This window comes from Leucobacter sp. OH1287, from assembly GCF_003859945.1.
Classification (GTDB): domain Bacteria; phylum Actinomycetota; class Actinomycetes; order Actinomycetales; family Microbacteriaceae; genus Canibacter.
In genome coordinates, this window is record NZ_RQYM01000021.1 from 1 (window position 1) to 16524 (window position 16524).

A 16524-nucleotide genomic window follows, 5' to 3' on the forward strand; every position below is an offset into this window, starting at 1 on the left:
GTTGAGTCGCCGGAACTTTAACCCCTCTACAGGGCATGGAAACACTGGGAAGCAGCGGAAGAAATGCCACACAATCTGTCCACTTACCCTGCTTCAGAGCTACTGAGCAATGCAGAAGAAGAGAAAGAAAAAGCCCGCAGCAGCAACTGCGGGCAGTGAATAGAAAGAATTACCATGAAAAACATCGAACTATTCAAGTTCAATAATAACGAGGTTCGTGTCGTAACACAAAACGGCGAGCCGTGGTTCGTAGCCAACGATGTGGCTAAAACCCTAGACCTTGGGCATCCGAGGAGTTCGCTTGCCCTATTAGATGATGACGAAAGGGGTGTCCAACCGTTGGACACCCCCGGCGGAGCCCAAAACATGACCGTAGTTAACGAGTCAGGTCTATATGCTCTTGTTCTACGGTCGCGTAAGCCAGAAGCTAAACAGTTCAAGCGCTGGATTATTCACGAGGTGCTGCCCGCGATCCGTAAACACGGCGGCTACCTCACCAACCAGAAAATAGAAGAAGCGCTCCTAAACCCGGACACGCTGATTCAGCTAGCCACCAATCTGAAAAACGAGCAGGAGAAACGGCGCGAACTAGAAGCACAAATCGAAGCGGACAAACCAGCCGTGGAATACGTCAACCAGTTTGTTGCCCGCCGGGATGACACGATCACGATCAGGGACGCTGCAGCGGATATTGGGGTTAAAGAGACCGTGCTCAGGCAAGCGCTCCTAGACGGTGAGTGGATTTACCGGAAGCGGGTTGGTCAACACTATAGTGTGAAACAGCAGCGGGTCGTGGATGATTACGAGTACCGTGCTTATGCGGAGAAGCAGCACCTGTTTGTGTTGCGACCACACCATAACGCGCCGCGCCTATATAACGGGCAAGTTCGGCAAACCCTATACCTGAACCCGGAGGGGTTGGCTGCGGTTAAGCAGTGGGTTGATCGGGGGATCGGCGAATGATCCATGTATCGGAGGTGCGGGAGACTGTGCCGGTTAAGGATCCGGGACTGGTTGCTAGACCGGTTGACGGGATCCCGGCTCGCATATTTTTTAAGCGGGCGGAGGTTGCGGAGTTGTTTTCGTGTAGTCCGCGTACTGTGACGGCGCTGGTTGCGAAGAACCGGTTGCGGGTTGTGAATGTTCCCGGTGTTGGGGCGCGGGTGACTGCGGCGAGTGTCACCGATTTTGTTAATGCTTGTCTTAAAGGAGAAACCAGTGGAAAATAGCGAACAGACTTATCATGTAGCGGCTACTGATTTGTGGCGGGAGATGAACCGGCTACATGAGAAAACGGGTGATGATTACGATAAAGCGTTGAAGCGGCTACCGGAGGTGCAGCGCCGTCTAGGGTTGCCGACACATGAACAGATGAGTGCAGCGGTTCTGAATATAGCTGAGAAGCTTGAGGAAGTCGTGGATCACTGTCCAGTGTGCAGCGGCGGGGTGTTCAAAATTACGTTTCACCCGGTGGGTGATGTTGTCGCGGGTGCGGAAGAATTGTTGAAACGTTCCGCCGCTGCCGATAGCGAGAAGATTGCCCGGTCGCGGTGGTTTGATGAAACGTTGCGGGAGCATGACGAGCTGGGCGGGGAGGGTGAATAATGCGTGAGGTTAAAATTCCTGCCGCGAAACTGGTTGTCGTTTTGTCGCAGTTCGCTAATGGGTCAGAGAATTTTGCTGAATATCAGCAGCAGCTTCAAGATTTTTGCCGCGAGCTGGGGTTGGATGATACGCCCGCTACGGCGTTGTCGGTCGCTAGGCAGATTGGTGACGCTATGCAGCCTGTTAGCCAGTGTCCTGTATGCACTAATCGGGAGGTCACACTCTATAGTGCTGACGGGAACGAGCTTCTTGCACAGATTGTCGAGTTTTTGGGTAACGCTGATCAAGACGATTTAGATAATATCGCTGGATCTTTAAACGACAGCGGCGATACTGAGGAGCCGAAACCATGAACATTGTCGGTTGGCTTGGTTTAGCGCTCATTACTGGGTGGGTTTTCGTTAAGACCGCTGCCACTATCGAGCAGGTTAACGGACTCGACTTGTGGGTGTTTATTGTCGCTAGCGTGCTCATGCTTGCGGGCACAAAGGACAGGGAGTGTTTATGGCGGGCAGACGATAGCAAATAGCTAACAGTTTTTCCCTCATGGTGTGCTGACATGGCGGAGGGACAACCCCGGTAGGGGTTGGCTACAGCATACACGAATATAGTGCCGTACCGGATTCCGATGTCACCGAGACCCGGTTAGGAGGAATGGCACGCTACATAGAGTTGAGAGGACGCGCTCGCGGGGTTTTCGTGGTGGGAAACCTACGCGGGTGTGAATAAACAGATGTGCTTTGTTGGCTCGCCTCATGGGGATGTTTGGCGGGAACCATGACACGGGGTTATGTGTGTGGCAGCGTGTAAGCCTGCGCTGAACTAAGGCGGGAGGGTTATACCCGCCATTTTAAACAGTTTTTGTGGCTACTAGGAGGTAGTTATGGACAATCAGCAGAGTAAAGTCACTATGGACGATTGGATTAGAGCGAACGATGACGCGATCCAAGCTAAAGAGCTTAAAGACCAGTTCATAGAGGCGGCTAAACATCACGCCGAGCTAGCGGGCTTAGATCCCGAGGACATTAGCGGTAGCGTTTTCAGCCTAGGTGTAGCTAGACGCGCAGCTACCATACGTATAAACGACTTTATTAACCAGATCCTCGACAGCCGGGATTCTTTGTCTTGCGAGCTAATGCTGGCTGCGGCGAAAAAGTGCCCCAAGGGTTCACTGAAGTATACAGACGGCTACCAGCTATCTCGCTTATTGGACGAGTTTAGCGAACTTGTTGAACAGGCTAACCCGGCACAGACCGCCACTAGCAGCGAGGAGGTTACCGCATGAATGAGAAGCTTGTTTGTGCCGCGCTCGCAGAAGCCGCTAAAGCTAGTGAAGCCGACTGGCATGAAACTAACTTTTGCGCGATAACGGCTCGTCGCTTGGCTGATTCCCTGTCTGGGGTGAGCGAATATTTGGAGAGCGTGCGAAGTGTCTTGTCTGAGCCTGAAAGTGAACACAAGTTACTCACTATATTACGGCATGACCTCGACAGGGTGAATAAGGAGACTGATGACTTCAAAAAACGTGCTATGGAACAAGGGTGTGGTGTTGTCCGCGCTTATATGCGGCTTGCGACTTACCTGCTTGAGAATGATTGGGGCTGGTCAGCGGAGGATAAGGCGCATGCACTGTATAAGTTTGCCGCGATGGTTGAAGTGTCTAGCCCTTTTAAGCTTTTTGATAACGAAACTGAGGGGGAGTAATGGAACTGAAAAAGGATTACGCGCCGCTGGTTAACATTGCCGCGTTAGCGTTGGAGACTTCAGATAGACAACTGGATAATTTGCGTGGAAAGTCTGAATTGTCCTACGAGTTGGCTAAAGACTTAGAGGCTAAATTCGTAACCGCTTCGAAAATCACGCAGCTGCGGGGGCAGATTCCCCAGATGGAACATATCGAGGAGAAGTTCTGTAACAGTTATGCGAGAGCGCGAAGTGACGCGCTCGACTTCATTAATGAAACCCGCGAAGTGGGGTACACGATTACCAGCTATCTATTGGCTGAGGTTTTCGGATCCAAGGATACTCCCCACGAGCGGGGACTCAATGACGGGGAGCTGGCTGAAAACCTGCTGCTGTTTCATGCGCTCGCGCTTGCGGTAATTGAATGCTCACAGGTGGCGGTGGTTGATGATGAGTAAACAGGATAAAACCGCGTTTGGTGTGACGCTCGCGGACATGCAGCGTTGGTTCTTGAATCAACAGATTATCGCTGTCACATCTGACATGATCTATCTAAGCAACCGTACCGTTGTGAAGTTCAAGAGCCTTGACGCTACCAACACTGAACTGGTGGATATTACACAGTTATGTAAGGTCGGGAAAACTTGGTTTGTTGACCGGGTGGGTGAGACCACCCCGTTGGTGTTGGAGGATGGTAGTCAAAAATACCAGTTTGTGTTGTATCGGGGTAGTCGGGCGCTGGTGCGTGTGCATATGCGTTGGACACCTGCGCCTGGTCAGTCGGAGGATTGGCGGGGCGTGAAAGCGGTCAAGTATAACTATTCTGGTGTGGTGGATTGTCACGGTAAAACCGTGTGTGAGCGGCATGATAAAACGGTGTCACTTACTGATTTACATCGGTTGTTGCATGGTGCAGCGTTCAAGTATTGTGACTCTGAATATGGGCTTGTGTTCTCGAATGGTGTGCGTATGAAGCCGTTTTACGGTAGTGATGTTTCGCTTGCTGCGGTTACGGAGAAAACTGGGTTGGGGGGTGTGACTGGGTTTCTTGCCCCGGCTCTGGTTGTTGAGTATCCGAAGTGTTATCAGACGGCGCAGGTTGATCGTTTTGTGACGGTGTATGCGGGTGGGCATGTGTTGGCTCGGTTGCGTGCGCGTCCGTCTCGTGAGGGGCGGTATGTGCGTTGGAATGTGCCGTGTACGGTTTGGTTGTCTGCTGCGCGGGTGCATAAACGTTAAAGGGGGTTTCTGTTGGGTTTGTTTTATGAGGATGATCTTGTGACGTTGTTTCATGGGGATTGTCGGGAGGAGTTGGCGTGGCTTAATGCGGATGTGTTGGTTACGGATCCGCCGTATGGTGTCGCCTTTAGCGAGAAACGAACGAAGCGGCAAAAGGTTGGTGCGATTATTGGTGATGATTCTACTGATACTCGCGATATGGCGGTTGGGTTATGGCGCGAGCAGCAGGGAGGGGTGAACAAGCCCGCCTTATTGTTTGGTCATTACCGGATTCCGCGCCCTGTGGATACGCGGCATGTGTTGATTTGGTCTAAGGGGGATAATACGGGGTTGGGTGATACGTCGCTGCCTTGGGGTGTTTCGTATGAAGAGATTTATGTTATGGGTAGAGGGTTTAAGGGCAGTAGGGAGCCGAATATTATCACCTGCCCAACTATTCCGTCTAGTCATTGGCTGCGGCAGCGGCATCCTGCACCGAAGCCTGTGCCGTTGATTGAACGGTTGTTGTCGAAGTGTCCGCCCGAGTGGGTGGTTGCTGACCCGTTCGCGGGTAGTGGCGCGACTGTGATAGCGGCACGGAATTTGGGGCGGCGGGTTGTCGCTGTCGAGTTGGAGGAGAGGTATTGTGAGTTGATTGTTGAGCGTATCCAGAATACGCCGGTTGGGTTGTTTGATGAGTTTGAGGAGTAATGAGTATGGAGAAGTTGACGCGGTCGCAGGTTAAATACATGGTGGCGCGTGCACGTAGCGAGAAACGCCTTGTCTTGTTTCAGGACGTTGACTTGTCGGGTGTTAATTTAGAGAACTTGGATCTGCGAAAGGTGACCTTTCGCAGGGTTAAACTCTACGACACCGTGTTTAATCGCTCGGATTTACGGAACGCGACCTTTATGGATTGTGATCTTACCCGAGCCAATTTTTCGTTTGTTGACGCGAGAAACATTCACATTCGCTGGTGTGTGTTTGACCCTGAGCGTTGGCGTGTATCCGACACCTGCCGGTTGGGAAGTTGTGAGAGATAATGGCACGTTCTCGTTGGAACAGCTCCGTGAGAACCTTATGAGTGCAGAGCGTCCCTCTTTCTGCGGTTACGATGTCCTGCCCTTTGAGGTGGCTGCTATAAATAATCTGCTCGGTTTCATTGACTATCATGCGCGCTCTAGTAGTTTCTGGCAGCAGCGGCTGCTGAACTATCGGCGGTGATTACATTATCGCCCCAAACACTAAAGAGAGACATTGTGGGTCGCATGTTCAGGTGGAAGACCCCGAAGGTAAGGAGAATAATCATGGGTAAGATACAACGTACAGTGTTGACTAGGGAGGATGTGCTGGCGCGGCTTGAGGTGGCGCGTGAGAAGGGCATTGCCCCGGATTTTAGACACACTGAGATTAGGGATTGCGTTTTCACGAGAGAGGGTTTCCGGTCGGCTGATTTCACGGGTGCGAAGATTGTGCGCACTGATTTCACGGCTTGTGATCTACGGTTCACCCGGTTTAGGAAAGTGAAACTGCGGAAGGTGAATTTTTACCACTCAGATATGCGTGAGTGTAAGTTAACACCTAGACGCGCTACCGAGTGTAGTTTTTATCAGGCTGATTTTGCTGGCGGGTTTATTTCCCCCTGCTATATTAGCTCAGTAGTCGGTGAGGGTTGGTTAATCGTCCATTCCCAACATGTGAGCGTGGGTGTTGTGCCTACATCTGAGGGCTGGTGTGTTGCTACGCCGTATAGCCCGCTTATGCCGGTTGATAAGTATTTTGAGACTCGTGCGGTAGACCTGGTAGGTGGTGCTTACCCACACCCTAGCCGGAGGGCGAAAATGGTGAGGGAGCTTTACAGTATTGAGCAGATTTTCCGTGCACATATGGGTATGGAAGATGTGCATGTTAGAGGGCTTAAAGCTGCTCGGGAAAAGGAGCGTGAAAACAGTGAGGGGGCTGCGGAATGACCGTAACGGAGAGCGGGAAGATTTGGACTCGCGAAAAGGTAATAGACCATATCGAAAAAGCGCTCACGGTTAAGCGTATCCCCGATTTTTCTGGTGAGGATTTATCTGATCTTGATCTTAGCCTGATTGATTTTAACCGCGCTAACCTCTATAGCGCTAACTTGTCAGGTAGCGATCTCAGCTACACCACTCTCGCCGGTTGCACGCTAGATTTCACAGATCTTCGTGACACTGATTTGAAGTTTGCGAACTTGACGGACGCGCGCATGTATGCGGCAACGTTCGGGAAAGCTGACCTGACCGGGGCTAATCTAGCGGGCTGTGATTTGAGTGTTGCTGATTTTCTGGACGCTACATTAAAGGCGGCGGTCTTAGCTCCTACTAGGGGCGCTCACCTTGTGCTTAACACGAACGCGTTGGGTTATTGTGTTGTAATGCCAACGTGGCAGGGTTGGAAAATACATGTTTGGCGGTCTCCTGGGGAACGCTATTATTGCATGTCGCTTGACGAGTTCTGCGTGAGAGCCGGGGAGTCCGTTAATAAACCCAAAAATGAATGTGAAGTCGCGATGCAGGAGACTCTAGTGAAGCTGATAACAGCTCACTGTGAATATGCGGCGGTTGCTGTCGTAAATCTTGACGATATGATGGCTGAGAACCACGGGGCATAATGCAGGGCAGATTAAGGGATCTGAGAAGTTATTCATCGTATGGGCTTGACCTGTCCTTGACCGCTACCGGGGTAGCTAAATACGACCACCATAAAGAACATTTTGAGGGGTGGTTGATACGGTCGCAACCGCCCGGGTTTCGCCGACCCTATGAGCATATTGAACGGCTTATTAAGATCCGTGACCGTGTGCTTAGGGTTATCCCCGATCGGGTGCTGGTTGTGGTTGAAGCTCCCGCCTACCGGTCGCAGGTTGGGTTGCATGAACGCTCTGGCGTTTGGTGGATGGTTGTTGCCGGGTTGTTGGAGAAACGGTGTGAGATTGTTGAGGTTGCTCCAGCGACTCGGGCTAAATATGTGACTGGTAACGGGCGTGCGGATAAGAAAGCGGTCGTGAAAGCGGTTAATAGTCTCTACCGTTTGCCGAATCCGGTTACTGACGATAATCTCGCGGACGCGGTCACGTTGTCGGCTATGGGGTTGCGGCTTATGGGTGTTCCGGTGGAGCGTGTGCGGTCTAAACGGTCTGCCGAGTTTGAGGAGCGGCTACAGGTTGTGCGTAGGGGCTTGTAGCCGTTGCTCGCCATTATTTTGTTTGGTCTCGCTGTCCTTTGTGGGTGGTGGGGCTTATTTTTTTGGGAAGGAGCCATAGATTATGGGCGAAAACGTTGAGGTTGTGCCGTTCACATCAGAGGAGGATTGGTTGACGGCACGGCGCGGGAAAATAACCGCGACGCGGATAGCTAAGCTCGCCAACGGGGGAGCCGCTGCACGGGTCGCGGTAGCGAAAGACATGGACGGGGAAAGTCCACCATTCACTAACCAGTTCATGGAATGGGGCAAAGAGCGGGAGCCGTACCTGATCGGCTACCTGAATTTTGTGTACGATATGCAGCCGTCTCGTGACTTGTATGTGTGCGGCGATTATGCCGCTACCCCTGACGGTATCACCTACGGCATGGACGGGGAACTAACCTTGGCGGAGGTGAAAACCACGGTTAAACCGTTGGGTATGACACCGGAGGAGTTGCGTCAAGCTAATGCTCAATACTATGACCAAGTGTGCTGGGCGGCGGGCGTGTGCGGTGCTACATCGACCGTGTTTGCTTGGGAACAGCACGAGAATTTTGTGCCGGTGCGGACGGAACATTTTGTGATCCCGTTCGATACCGACCGGTTTGCTGAGTTGAAAGAGATCGCTGACGAGTTCCTGGATTGGAAACAGAACGGTCAGCAGTCCACTGAGTGGGACGAGTTCATGGCTGAGTATGCGATCGCGCGCCGTGAGTTTGACGCGGCTAAGGAACGGGTCACTGTTTTGGAGGAGCAGCTGCGGGAGCGTGCCGGGGGTAAAGACCTGAAGCTTGTGACCGCGTTCGGAAACATTAGCCTGTCTACGCCGAAGCCAACAACCCGGTTTGATTACACCGCTTATAGGAAAGATCACCCGGATCTGGTTGAACCGTATATGAAAACCAGCGGGGGGGGGGAAGCAAACATTAAGGATCACACTGAAATGACAACAACAACTAAATCTAAAACATCCACGCCACGGCGCACACACGCCACGCTTGCGGCTGCTCTCGCCGCGTTCCAAGCGGAACTACCTAAAGTGGTTAAAAATGCGTCTAACCCGCATTTTAAGAACAAGTTCGCTGACCTGACCGAACTCTCCAACGTGGTGCTACCCGTGCTCGGTAAGCACGGGCTGGCGTGGACGGCTATGCCTAACACGATTGAGGGGCGCGGCATGGTGCTAGAAACCACGCTGCTGCATGAGTCGGGTGAGAAAATGACCGGCGCTTATCCGCTCACGGGGTCAACCCCGCAGCAGATTGGGTCGGCTATCACTTACGCGAGACGTTACGCGCTCGCCGCTGTTACTGGGGTTGCGGCTGATGATGATGACGGGGAGCTTGCTTCTCGTCCACCGTTCAGTCAGGCGGCTGGGTTTACTCAGCAGCCGGTTGATGTTGTGGATCCTGACCTTGCGGCGGCGCTTGCTGCGTGTAAGGATATGGAGACGTTGGCGGTGTTGCATAAACAGGCGCATGAGCGGGGGGTGTTGACTCCGGCGGCGGCGGCGTTGTTTAAGGCACAGCAGCAGACGATCAAAGCCACCACAGCGGCGGCGACTGCACCGGCGGCGGGTGGTGAAGCATGAGCGACACCACCGGGCTACCCGGTTGGGTGATCCACATGCTGCGCCAGTTCGGGATCCACAACCCCGATCCGTCTGACGAGTTTCATTGCGCGGTCGTGGACGCGATTTTAGGCGCTGGCGCTAACTGCGAGATTGGCGGCGCGGCGGTAGCGATCCGCTTCACAGTCATTCCCCTGTTTAGTGACGCGGTGCGTGCGTCTGTGGAAGCGGAAACGGTGTTGGAGCGTGCTAAAGCGTCAGCGTTCGCTGAACTGTTGGACACGCACGGAACAGCACAGAAAGCGACCGGGTTGAAGTATCAACACGAGAGCGTGGTTACGGCGGGGTTGGAGCTTGCTGTGTGTAAGGCGCGGGAAATGTTCCTGCGCCAGTTTGTTGCGTCTTTGGACGCGCGTTTATCGCATTGGCAGACGCAGCAGCGTACTGAATACCGTGCTGATATGGCAGCGCCCGGCGGGCTGTAACCCCTTGGTGATTGTTGCGGCGGCGAGAACTTGCTTGGACGGTCTCGCCGCCGCCTGTTTTTGATTGGAGAATGTTATGCACGTAGTCTATAAACACTCTAGTGCTCGCGGGTTTATCAACATTACCCGCATGAACAAACCCCGCCTAATTCTACCGTTCATTGAGCGGGCACCGGTTAGCCGGGGCGTGTTTTTCATGTTCGGCAGGTGGGTGGTTGCCGCCCATATTATGCGCAGGGGCGTGTAACAGGGTGGCTAAGCGGGATAACGATTTTAGCGACCGGGTGAAACGGTTTGTGTTCGATCGCGCCGCGGGGTGTTGCGAACGTTGCGGCAGGGGTGGCACACGGTTTGAGTTCCACCACCGGCAATACCGGAGCCGCGGCGGTGACGGTACAGCCGCGAACTGTGTCATGTTGTGCGGGTTCGGTAACACCGGCGGCTGTCACGGCTGGGTACACGGTAACGCTACCGAAGCACACGCTGCCGGGTTCGCGTTACACGCGGGCGACACCCCTGCAGATGTGCCTGTAGCGCTTAAACGCTGGGGCGGCATGGTGCTACTTGACGAAGCTGGGGTGAAAGCCGCCACCGACACCGCATGTTTCACACACACCCGCAAACAGGTAGACAGCACCTGTGGTGTGTGCCGGACGGCGGGCACTTATTTGTGGGAGTTTACCGTCCCAAAAACTTTTGGGGCAAGGAAGCGAGGTTAACGATTTGGTTGAAACCTATCAGGAACAAGTTGAGGAAAGAGCGGTTACGCTCGCCCGCGCCTGTGACCGTGACGTGTTGCAGCGTTGGCTGGAAGAGCTGAAATGTAACGGCGTGTACACAGATACTGATCGCATGTTTTGTGATGTTTTCGCGCGAGCGATCCAAATTTTAGGAGGCTAATAAATGTCAAGTCAAGCTGTGGTTTGGGCAGCTAAAGCCTATTTTGAGGGCATGAAACCGATTCATCGGCTGATCCTGTTACGCATGGGTAACTGGGTTGGTTTTGACCGTATCTGTCGCACTGATTGGGACGATCTCGCTAAGGCGACTTGCTGCACCCGTCCCGAGTTTGAGCGGGCGCTCGCTGAGTTGCAGATCGCTGGTTTGGTGACTGTCGATTTTGAGGGTGAATCGCATACGGGCGAGCGTGAGACTCACGTTATTTTGCATTACACGGACGAATACTAAGGGGGGGGAGAATAATGTCTAGTGAAGCTACACGGTGGGCTGTTCAAGTCCGCTGGGATAACATGTTGCAGGGTGATCGGATTATCCTGTTTTGTCTTGCTGATTGGGCGGATGAAACGGGGATTTGTTTTCCTACCCGGCGGCTAATTGCCGAGGTTGCGATGTGTTCAGTTAGCACGGTGAAGCGCGCGATTGAACGGTTCGAGACGCTTGGTATCGTTGCGCGGGCGACTCGGTATGCGGGTAAGGGTCGACAGACCTCAAATAAATACCAACTGAATATGAAGCGGGTTGATTTTCGCGCTAATGGTGATGAGACTTTAGCCCCGGTTTTGGACGATTCCGAGCCTGTGGAAAACTCCACAGGGGAGGGGTTCACCCTAGATGACCCGGGGGAGGGGTTCACCCTAGATGAACCCCCTAGCGAGGGGGAGGGGTTCACCCTAGATGACCCGGGGGAGGGGTTCACCCTAGATGAACCGGGAAATATACCTAAAGGTATATTAAGACCCCAGAATGAAACCCCACCTTTTAGCGCACGCGAAAAATCGCGCACGCCCAAAAACAAAAAACCGACCACCCGGCAAGGCACATTCTTAGCCGAGGGTTGGACACCCAAACCGGAAACCATTGACCGCATGAGGGCGGAGTGCCCGAATGTTGACCTGCAGCGGGAACATCAAGTGTTTACGGATTATTGGGCTGGCGTATCCGGGGCGCGTGGCAGAAAACGTGACTGGGACGCAACCTGGCGGAATTGGATCCGCCGCGCTAGCCAGCAAGCCGGGACACGCGGCTACCAGAAACCCGCAGCACAACAGCGCATGAGCCAAGCCGATCAGGTGATCGCGGCGTTGCAGGGTGACCAGCCGGTTAGACCAGCCGTGTTACCGCTCGCTCAGCTCACGGAAAGGGGCGTGTGATGACACCGGCGGATTATGCACGGATTTTGAAGCTAGCGTCCGCATACGACAACCGGCAGGTGACGACTGAAGCGGCGATTGCGTGGCATGCTGCCGTGGAGCCGGAGCTTTCTGGGGCGGTGGATGTTGATGAGGCGCTCGCGGCGACTACTCGCTATTTTGCGTCGCAGCCGCGGGGTGAGTATTTCACTCCGGCGCGGTTGTTGGAGCAGGTGCGGGCTGATTTTCGGCTTGGGCGGGAGCAGATACGGGCTGATGTTTCGGCGGCTAAAGCGTATGGGCTTGTGGCTTCTGATTGGGGGCGGTGTGTGCCGTTGCCGAGGGGTGTTCGTGAGGAGTTGGCTGAGCGTAGGCGTGTTGTTCAGGAGGAGGCTGACCGGTTGGCGTTGCCTGCGGTGTCGGGTGTTCATGCCACAGAGACGAACGCTAGGCCGGTTTTGCCGGACTTTAAACTTCGCCGGGTGTAAAACCTTGCAGGGCGTGTTTTTCGCCCGTTAGAAACGATTCTAGGAATTACATAGCTTTTTGAAAGGATAATGTTTTGACAACAAAACCACAAATAACCGTAACCGGGAACCTCGTAGCAGATCCCGAACTCAGAACCACCCAAAACGGGAAACCCTGGGTGTCATTCAGGCTCGCAGCAACACCCCGCACATACAACCGCGACACAAACCAATGGGTAGACGGTGAAACACTCTGGCTGAACTGCACCATGGTCGGACAAGGCGCAGAAAACGTAGCCAACTCGCTCACCAAAGGCAGCCAAGTGGTCGCGGTAGGGAAGCTCGGGCAGCGCCAATTCACCGACAATCAGGGACAACAGCGAACCAGCATAGACCTTGAAGTTAATGAAATCGGCGCGAGCCTGAAGTTCGCACAAGTGCAGGTGATCCGCGCCCCGCAAAACAACAATGGCGGGGCTGCTAGCTGGGGTGCACCAACCGCGGCGGCGGCACAGCCCGCTTGGGGTGTACCAGCCGGGACACAAGCACCGGCACAACAAGCACCGGCACAACAAGCACCGGCACAAAACATCGACACCACCGCGTTCTAACCCCCGGAACACACAAAACCTGTAGCCCCAACACATCCCCCCGTGTTGGGGCTACACCAACATCAACAAGTGAGAAACCATGACCATATGCATAAACCAATGCACCTCCCGCGCACCAGACGGGGAAATTCCCGTAACCGTCCCTGACGGATCCACACTCTGCCACCGCTGCCAAGCCCGCCTAAAATACAACCTCGGTACGGTCGCTGACCTCCACGCCCGCCTTAAAATCGCGGTAAACACACGCCTGGAAACACGCGATAATCTCGGCATATCCTCAAACAACAACAAAGCACGCCCGCCTATGGACATTGCGGCGGTTGAAAGTTGTTTCGCGGTCACCAACAACCTCGCTGAACTGTGGTGGCTATTGTCAGGCAAAGACTTGGCGCACATGATCCCCCGGGTGCGTCCGCCCGCGAGCAAGTCTGGATCCTGGTTTATGTCGGGGCTTGATGATGACACGATTCAGCAGATAATCGCCGATATTGCGTTGAATCTCACACACCCGCTCTGGTGGGAACAGCTTGTGACCGTGGACGAGTGCGCGCCGGTGGCTACCGAGTTTAACCGCGCGTGTGAGCGGGCGAACGCGCTCTATCCTGAGTATCCGCGTGAGGTGGAGCAGCGCCCGCGCCCGTGCCCGGGCTGTATGGGTCGGGAACGTACCGTGTGGGCGGACATTAGCGGAGATACGCCGATTGTTCGATGTAACAGTTGCGGGTGGGAGTTCGCGGCGGAATGGGAGCGGATCCTATGCAGCCTGTAGATTTTCAAACCATTGCAAAACAGCTTGGAGTGACCGTAGAAACGGTTTACGATTACCGCAACAAGGGAATGAAACATCACCGTGTCGGCAGGCGCTATTTTGCGTTTGTGGAGCACGCGCAAGCGTTTAAACGGTGGCGTTCGCTGTCTAGCACCCGTACGGCAATGTTGATTGCGGGCGGGAAGTTGCTAGTGTCTGATGAGGATCGGCGGCGCGCCCGTATCGCGTACATGCAAGCGGGCGGGCGACCATAAAAAAATGCTGGTGTTAGCGGCAACCACTGCTGCGGCGCAATAGGCGACACGCCGGTGACCACCACAATTAACTACGACACCGACACCCTAGTCTAATATAGATAGTGGATAATTGTTACAAAAACAATTACCGACTTTTCTCCTAAAACACTGTTCCGTCGAGCTTTTTAAGCCACTTTTCGCTCGACCGAACAACCCCTTAGGGACACTAACGAGGTGTGCGCTCATACCCTAGGGGAACAGCTGCACCCGCCAGCGTCAAGCGGGATCACCAAACGCAACATACGCGGCTTTTCCTTGTTTCCTTCCCCGCGCTAGATTGCAATTTTTGGTGACCTTGTGGTTCGCGCCCACAATGCAGCACTTGGCTACCGTAGCTGCAGTCAGTCCTTTCTTAAGGCTACGGTAGCCATCAATACAATCACACAATAGGGGGTGCGCAATGTACCAGTGCGAATACTGCGGCAGCGAATACACGACCGCGCTCGCCGCAATCTATTGTGGCTGCAATGACGAAAACTATACGGACGGCTGCAATGATTAGGGGCGGCTGGCGGGGCAGCACCCGCCTGCAAACACTACCCCGTAACTGGCGCGCAATCAGACAGCAGGTGCTCGCCCGCGCCGGGTATCAATGCCAACACGTCCGCTACGACACCGGCAAACGCTGCACCAGTCGCGCCAACCAATGCGACCACATCGGCGAGCGCAACAACCACGCGCTAGATAATTTGCAAGCGTTGTGTGAATATCATCACCTGCGTAAGTCATCTAGTCAGGGTGGGCGGGCGAACGCTCGCAATCATGTGGCGGATCCGGTGAAACATGCGGGGTTGCTTTAGTGTGCAATTTTATGCCGCCGGGGTTATGCGGTTTGTTCGCTATAGTATAGGGCTTCTAGCGTGTCGAGGTGTGCAATTTTTTCGGCTGCTAGTTCCGCCGCCAGTGTGGTTATGAGCGTTCGTAGTGTCTGGTTTTCGGTCAGGGTTTTGTGGTGTGCAATATGCAATTTTTCGAGCGCGAGTTCGGCGGTGTCTACCATGCCGACGAGTTCGGCGTTGCGGGCTTTCAGGTCTGCAATTGTTGGCACAGCCCATGTTGTTGTGTTCATTGTTTGTGTCCTCTCGACTCGGTTAGCCTCGGCAATTTCTGCCTGGGGCGGTTTTGTATTGTGGGGATAGACACACCCACCACCAAAGCGGTGGGTGCAGCTACCGCAACAATGCAATTTATCGGCGGTCTAACTCACTCGGCGCATACAACAGCTCGGCACTATATCCCGCAGCTAGCACCGCAACATATACGCCGGTTACGATCCTAGAATGAACCTTAAACGGCAACTCGATACCCGCAGCGGCAGCGCTCGGACACGGTTTCGATAGACCAGGTGACAATCACCGGCGCGGGATCCAAGGCGGTTTCATTCGCCGCCGCTTCCAGCGCAGCTACACGGTCAAGCAGTACCGCATAATCGGCGGCGAGTACTACCTCAAACATTGTCTCTCCTATCATGGTTGGTTTGTGAGGGTTGTTATACCCCGCCACCGCAACAGCGGCGGGGCACAGCAACCGCAACAAACTTAGTTACTGGTTTCAGCCGCAGCTTCTACCGCTTCGATAAACTCAGCCGCAATTTTCACCAGCTGCGGGTGTTCGCGCCTCCCAATATCGCGTCCTGACTCGGTGCACCGCAGCCAGTATTCATACGGGAACAGCCGCGCAATAAATGGGAGGTCTTTCCACTCAGTTGTGCGGTATTTTTCCACAACCCCGCCAGCGTAATATCCGACCAGCTCCAGCGACGGTGTAACACCAACATGACCGAGAACAGTTTTAGCCACCTCTAAGTGTAAAAACAGCATGTAATCAACGGTGGCAGTCGCAAATGTTGTATAAGCTATAGCGGTTTCCGCAATTCCCTCTACCGGCGCGGTTACCGGCTTAAACTCGGGCAACCTGTACGCTTCCATAACCTCCCGCGCGTGGTCGTCAATATTCCGCAACCCCCGTTTGAAAACGCCCTCAATCAGTTCATGATCATAGAGCAAAAATTCGGTTTCGCTACCGTCCAACGCAATGAGATGCGGTTCGTATGCGACGAACAACTTCTCAATCTCCGACATTTTAAAATCAACGCCAAACATAATCCTATTTCCTTTCCTGCGATGTTTGTTAGGACTGACGCGCCACATAATTTAGAATCAGGTTAGTGAGTTCATAACCGCATTCCCAGCGGGTGATCCCTGACAGTGGGGACTCATGCAATTGCTTGATGTCGAAAATAGACATAATAGCCTCCTGATGATTTTGAGTGAGAAAAAACCGGGCGAGTTCTCAACGCTCATCAGATAGCGCCGCCCCTATTCCCTCAGACAAGGTTTTTTATTTAGGGCTGCTCACCCGGCTATAGATATAAATATATCACCGTTAGCCGTGATCTGCTTCTGACGTTGCGGTTGAGATTCCGCCGCCGCTGTTGTTGCGGTACTGTCAGACTATCAGCACCGATAGCACGCGCACAAGTCCATCCCGTAGAATATACCGCATGAAACCCGCTAC

Annotated in this window: 27 protein-coding genes; 24 read left to right on the plus strand and 3 right to left on the minus strand. The window is 53.8% G+C overall.

Features of this window, described 5'->3' with window-relative positions; all coding sequences use genetic code 11:
* The first annotated feature begins 174 nt into the window (after positions 1 to 174).
* From EII30_RS08500 to EII30_RS08610, 24 genes are all read left to right on the plus strand, one after another.
* Entirely contained in the window at positions 175 to 963 is a 789-nt protein-coding gene (locus EII30_RS08500) for a BRO family protein (RefSeq protein WP_124886914.1), read from the plus strand.
* Entirely contained in the window at positions 960 to 1229 is a 270-nt protein-coding gene (locus EII30_RS08505; RefSeq protein WP_124886915.1) for a hypothetical protein, read from the plus strand. The genes EII30_RS08500 and EII30_RS08505 overlap by 4 nt, the downstream gene beginning before the upstream one ends.
* Positions 1219 to 1605: a hypothetical protein gene (locus EII30_RS08510; RefSeq protein ID WP_124886916.1), complete on the plus strand. Its 387-nt coding sequence runs from the start codon at positions 1219 to 1221 to the stop codon at positions 1603 to 1605. The genes EII30_RS08505 and EII30_RS08510 overlap by 11 nt, the downstream gene beginning before the upstream one ends.
* Positions 1605 to 1958, plus strand: coding sequence for a hypothetical protein (locus EII30_RS08515; protein ID WP_124886917.1), 354 nt, complete (start codon positions 1605 to 1607; stop codon positions 1956 to 1958). Before EII30_RS08510 ends, EII30_RS08515 begins: the two co-directional genes overlap by 1 nt.
* A 530-nt stretch (positions 1959 to 2488) precedes the next feature.
* Positions 2489 to 2890: a hypothetical protein gene (locus EII30_RS08520; protein WP_124886918.1), complete on the plus strand. Its 402-nt coding sequence runs from the start codon at positions 2489 to 2491 to the stop codon at positions 2888 to 2890.
* Entirely contained in the window at positions 2887 to 3309 is a 423-nt protein-coding gene (locus tag EII30_RS08525; protein ID WP_124886919.1) for a hypothetical protein, read from the plus strand. Before EII30_RS08520 ends, EII30_RS08525 begins: the two co-directional genes overlap by 4 nt.
* Entirely contained in the window at positions 3309 to 3746 is a 438-nt protein-coding gene (locus EII30_RS08530) for a hypothetical protein (protein ID WP_124886920.1), read from the plus strand. Before EII30_RS08525 ends, EII30_RS08530 begins: the two co-directional genes overlap by 1 nt.
* Positions 3739 to 4527 (plus strand): hypothetical protein, encoded by a 789-nt coding sequence (locus EII30_RS08535; protein WP_124886921.1) that lies wholly within the window; start codon positions 3739 to 3741, stop codon positions 4525 to 4527. The genes EII30_RS08530 and EII30_RS08535 overlap by 8 nt, the downstream gene beginning before the upstream one ends.
* A gap of 39 nt (positions 4528 to 4566) precedes the next feature.
* On the plus strand, positions 4567 to 5217 hold the full coding sequence (locus EII30_RS08540) for a site-specific DNA-methyltransferase (RefSeq protein WP_199731602.1): 651 nt from the start codon (positions 4567 to 4569) through the stop codon (positions 5215 to 5217).
* A 38-nt stretch (positions 5218 to 5255) separates the two neighbouring features.
* On the plus strand, positions 5256 to 5549 hold the full coding sequence (locus EII30_RS09200; protein ID WP_370267083.1) for a pentapeptide repeat-containing protein: 294 nt from the start codon (positions 5256 to 5258) through the stop codon (positions 5547 to 5549).
* Between the two features lie 264 nt (positions 5550 to 5813).
* Positions 5814 to 6476, plus strand: a complete 663-nt coding sequence (locus tag EII30_RS09205) for a pentapeptide repeat-containing protein (protein ID WP_158608700.1) — start codon at positions 5814 to 5816, stop codon at positions 6474 to 6476.
* A complete protein-coding gene (locus EII30_RS08555; protein ID WP_124886925.1) occupies positions 6473 to 7147 on the plus strand; it encodes a pentapeptide repeat-containing protein in 675 nt (224 codons plus the stop codon). Before EII30_RS09205 ends, EII30_RS08555 begins: the two co-directional genes overlap by 4 nt.
* A gap of 188 nt (positions 7148 to 7335) precedes the next feature.
* On the plus strand, positions 7336 to 7719 hold the full coding sequence (locus tag EII30_RS08560) for a crossover junction endodeoxyribonuclease RuvC (RefSeq protein WP_158608701.1): 384 nt from the start codon (positions 7336 to 7338) through the stop codon (positions 7717 to 7719).
* 82 nt (positions 7720 to 7801) lie between these two features.
* Positions 7802 to 9310 (plus strand): ERF family protein, encoded by a 1509-nt coding sequence (locus tag EII30_RS08565; RefSeq protein ID WP_124886927.1) that lies wholly within the window; start codon positions 7802 to 7804, stop codon positions 9308 to 9310.
* Positions 9307 to 9774, plus strand: a complete 468-nt coding sequence (locus EII30_RS08570) for a hypothetical protein (RefSeq protein ID WP_124886928.1) — start codon at positions 9307 to 9309, stop codon at positions 9772 to 9774. The genes EII30_RS08565 and EII30_RS08570 overlap by 4 nt, the downstream gene beginning before the upstream one ends.
* A gap of 296 nt (positions 9775 to 10070) precedes the next feature.
* Positions 10071 to 10493 (plus strand): HNH endonuclease, encoded by a 423-nt coding sequence (locus EII30_RS09210; protein WP_370267084.1) that lies wholly within the window; start codon positions 10071 to 10073, stop codon positions 10491 to 10493.
* Positions 10494 to 10497: 4 nt separating this feature from the next.
* Complete coding sequence (locus EII30_RS08925; protein ID WP_158608703.1) at positions 10498 to 10674, plus strand: hypothetical protein; 177 nt, start codon at positions 10498 to 10500, stop codon at positions 10672 to 10674.
* A gap of 3 nt (positions 10675 to 10677) precedes the next feature.
* A complete protein-coding gene (locus EII30_RS08580; protein WP_124886930.1) occupies positions 10678 to 10962 on the plus strand; it encodes a hypothetical protein in 285 nt (94 codons plus the stop codon).
* Positions 10963 to 10976: 14 nt separating this feature from the next.
* Complete coding sequence (locus EII30_RS08585; protein WP_124886931.1) at positions 10977 to 11885, plus strand: helix-turn-helix domain-containing protein; 909 nt, start codon at positions 10977 to 10979, stop codon at positions 11883 to 11885.
* Complete coding sequence (locus EII30_RS08590; RefSeq protein ID WP_124886932.1) at positions 11885 to 12352, plus strand: hypothetical protein; 468 nt, start codon at positions 11885 to 11887, stop codon at positions 12350 to 12352. Before EII30_RS08585 ends, EII30_RS08590 begins: the two co-directional genes overlap by 1 nt.
* Before the next feature lie 74 nt (positions 12353 to 12426).
* Entirely contained in the window at positions 12427 to 12942 is a 516-nt protein-coding gene (ssb, locus tag EII30_RS08595; protein WP_124886933.1) for a single-stranded DNA-binding protein, read from the plus strand.
* A 79-nt stretch (positions 12943 to 13021) separates the two neighbouring features.
* On the plus strand, positions 13022 to 13711 hold the full coding sequence (locus EII30_RS08600; RefSeq protein ID WP_124886934.1) for a hypothetical protein: 690 nt from the start codon (positions 13022 to 13024) through the stop codon (positions 13709 to 13711).
* Positions 13699 to 13965, plus strand: coding sequence for a hypothetical protein (locus tag EII30_RS08605; RefSeq protein ID WP_124886935.1), 267 nt, complete (start codon positions 13699 to 13701; stop codon positions 13963 to 13965). Before EII30_RS08600 ends, EII30_RS08605 begins: the two co-directional genes overlap by 13 nt.
* 509 nt (positions 13966 to 14474) lie before the next feature.
* Complete coding sequence (locus EII30_RS08610) at positions 14475 to 14807, plus strand: HNH endonuclease (protein ID WP_124886936.1); 333 nt, start codon at positions 14475 to 14477, stop codon at positions 14805 to 14807.
* Between the two features lie 23 nt (positions 14808 to 14830).
* On the opposite strand, the gene EII30_RS08615 is transcribed toward EII30_RS08610, so the two are convergent.
* The 3 genes from EII30_RS08615 to EII30_RS08620 all read right to left on the minus strand — a co-directional run bounded on the left by EII30_RS08615 (position 14831) and on the right by EII30_RS08620 (position 16109).
* Positions 14831 to 15076: a hypothetical protein gene (locus EII30_RS08615; RefSeq protein WP_124886937.1), complete on the minus strand. Its 246-nt coding sequence runs from the start codon at positions 15074 to 15076 to the stop codon at positions 14831 to 14833.
* A gap of 218 nt (positions 15077 to 15294) precedes the next feature.
* Positions 15295 to 15462 (minus strand): hypothetical protein, encoded by a 168-nt coding sequence (locus EII30_RS08930; protein ID WP_158608704.1) that lies wholly within the window; start codon positions 15460 to 15462, stop codon positions 15295 to 15297.
* A gap of 83 nt (positions 15463 to 15545) precedes the next feature.
* On the minus strand, positions 15546 to 16109 hold the full coding sequence (locus tag EII30_RS08620; protein WP_124886938.1) for a hypothetical protein: 564 nt from the start codon (positions 16107 to 16109) through the stop codon (positions 15546 to 15548).
* Positions 16110 to 16524: the final 415 nt, after the last annotated feature.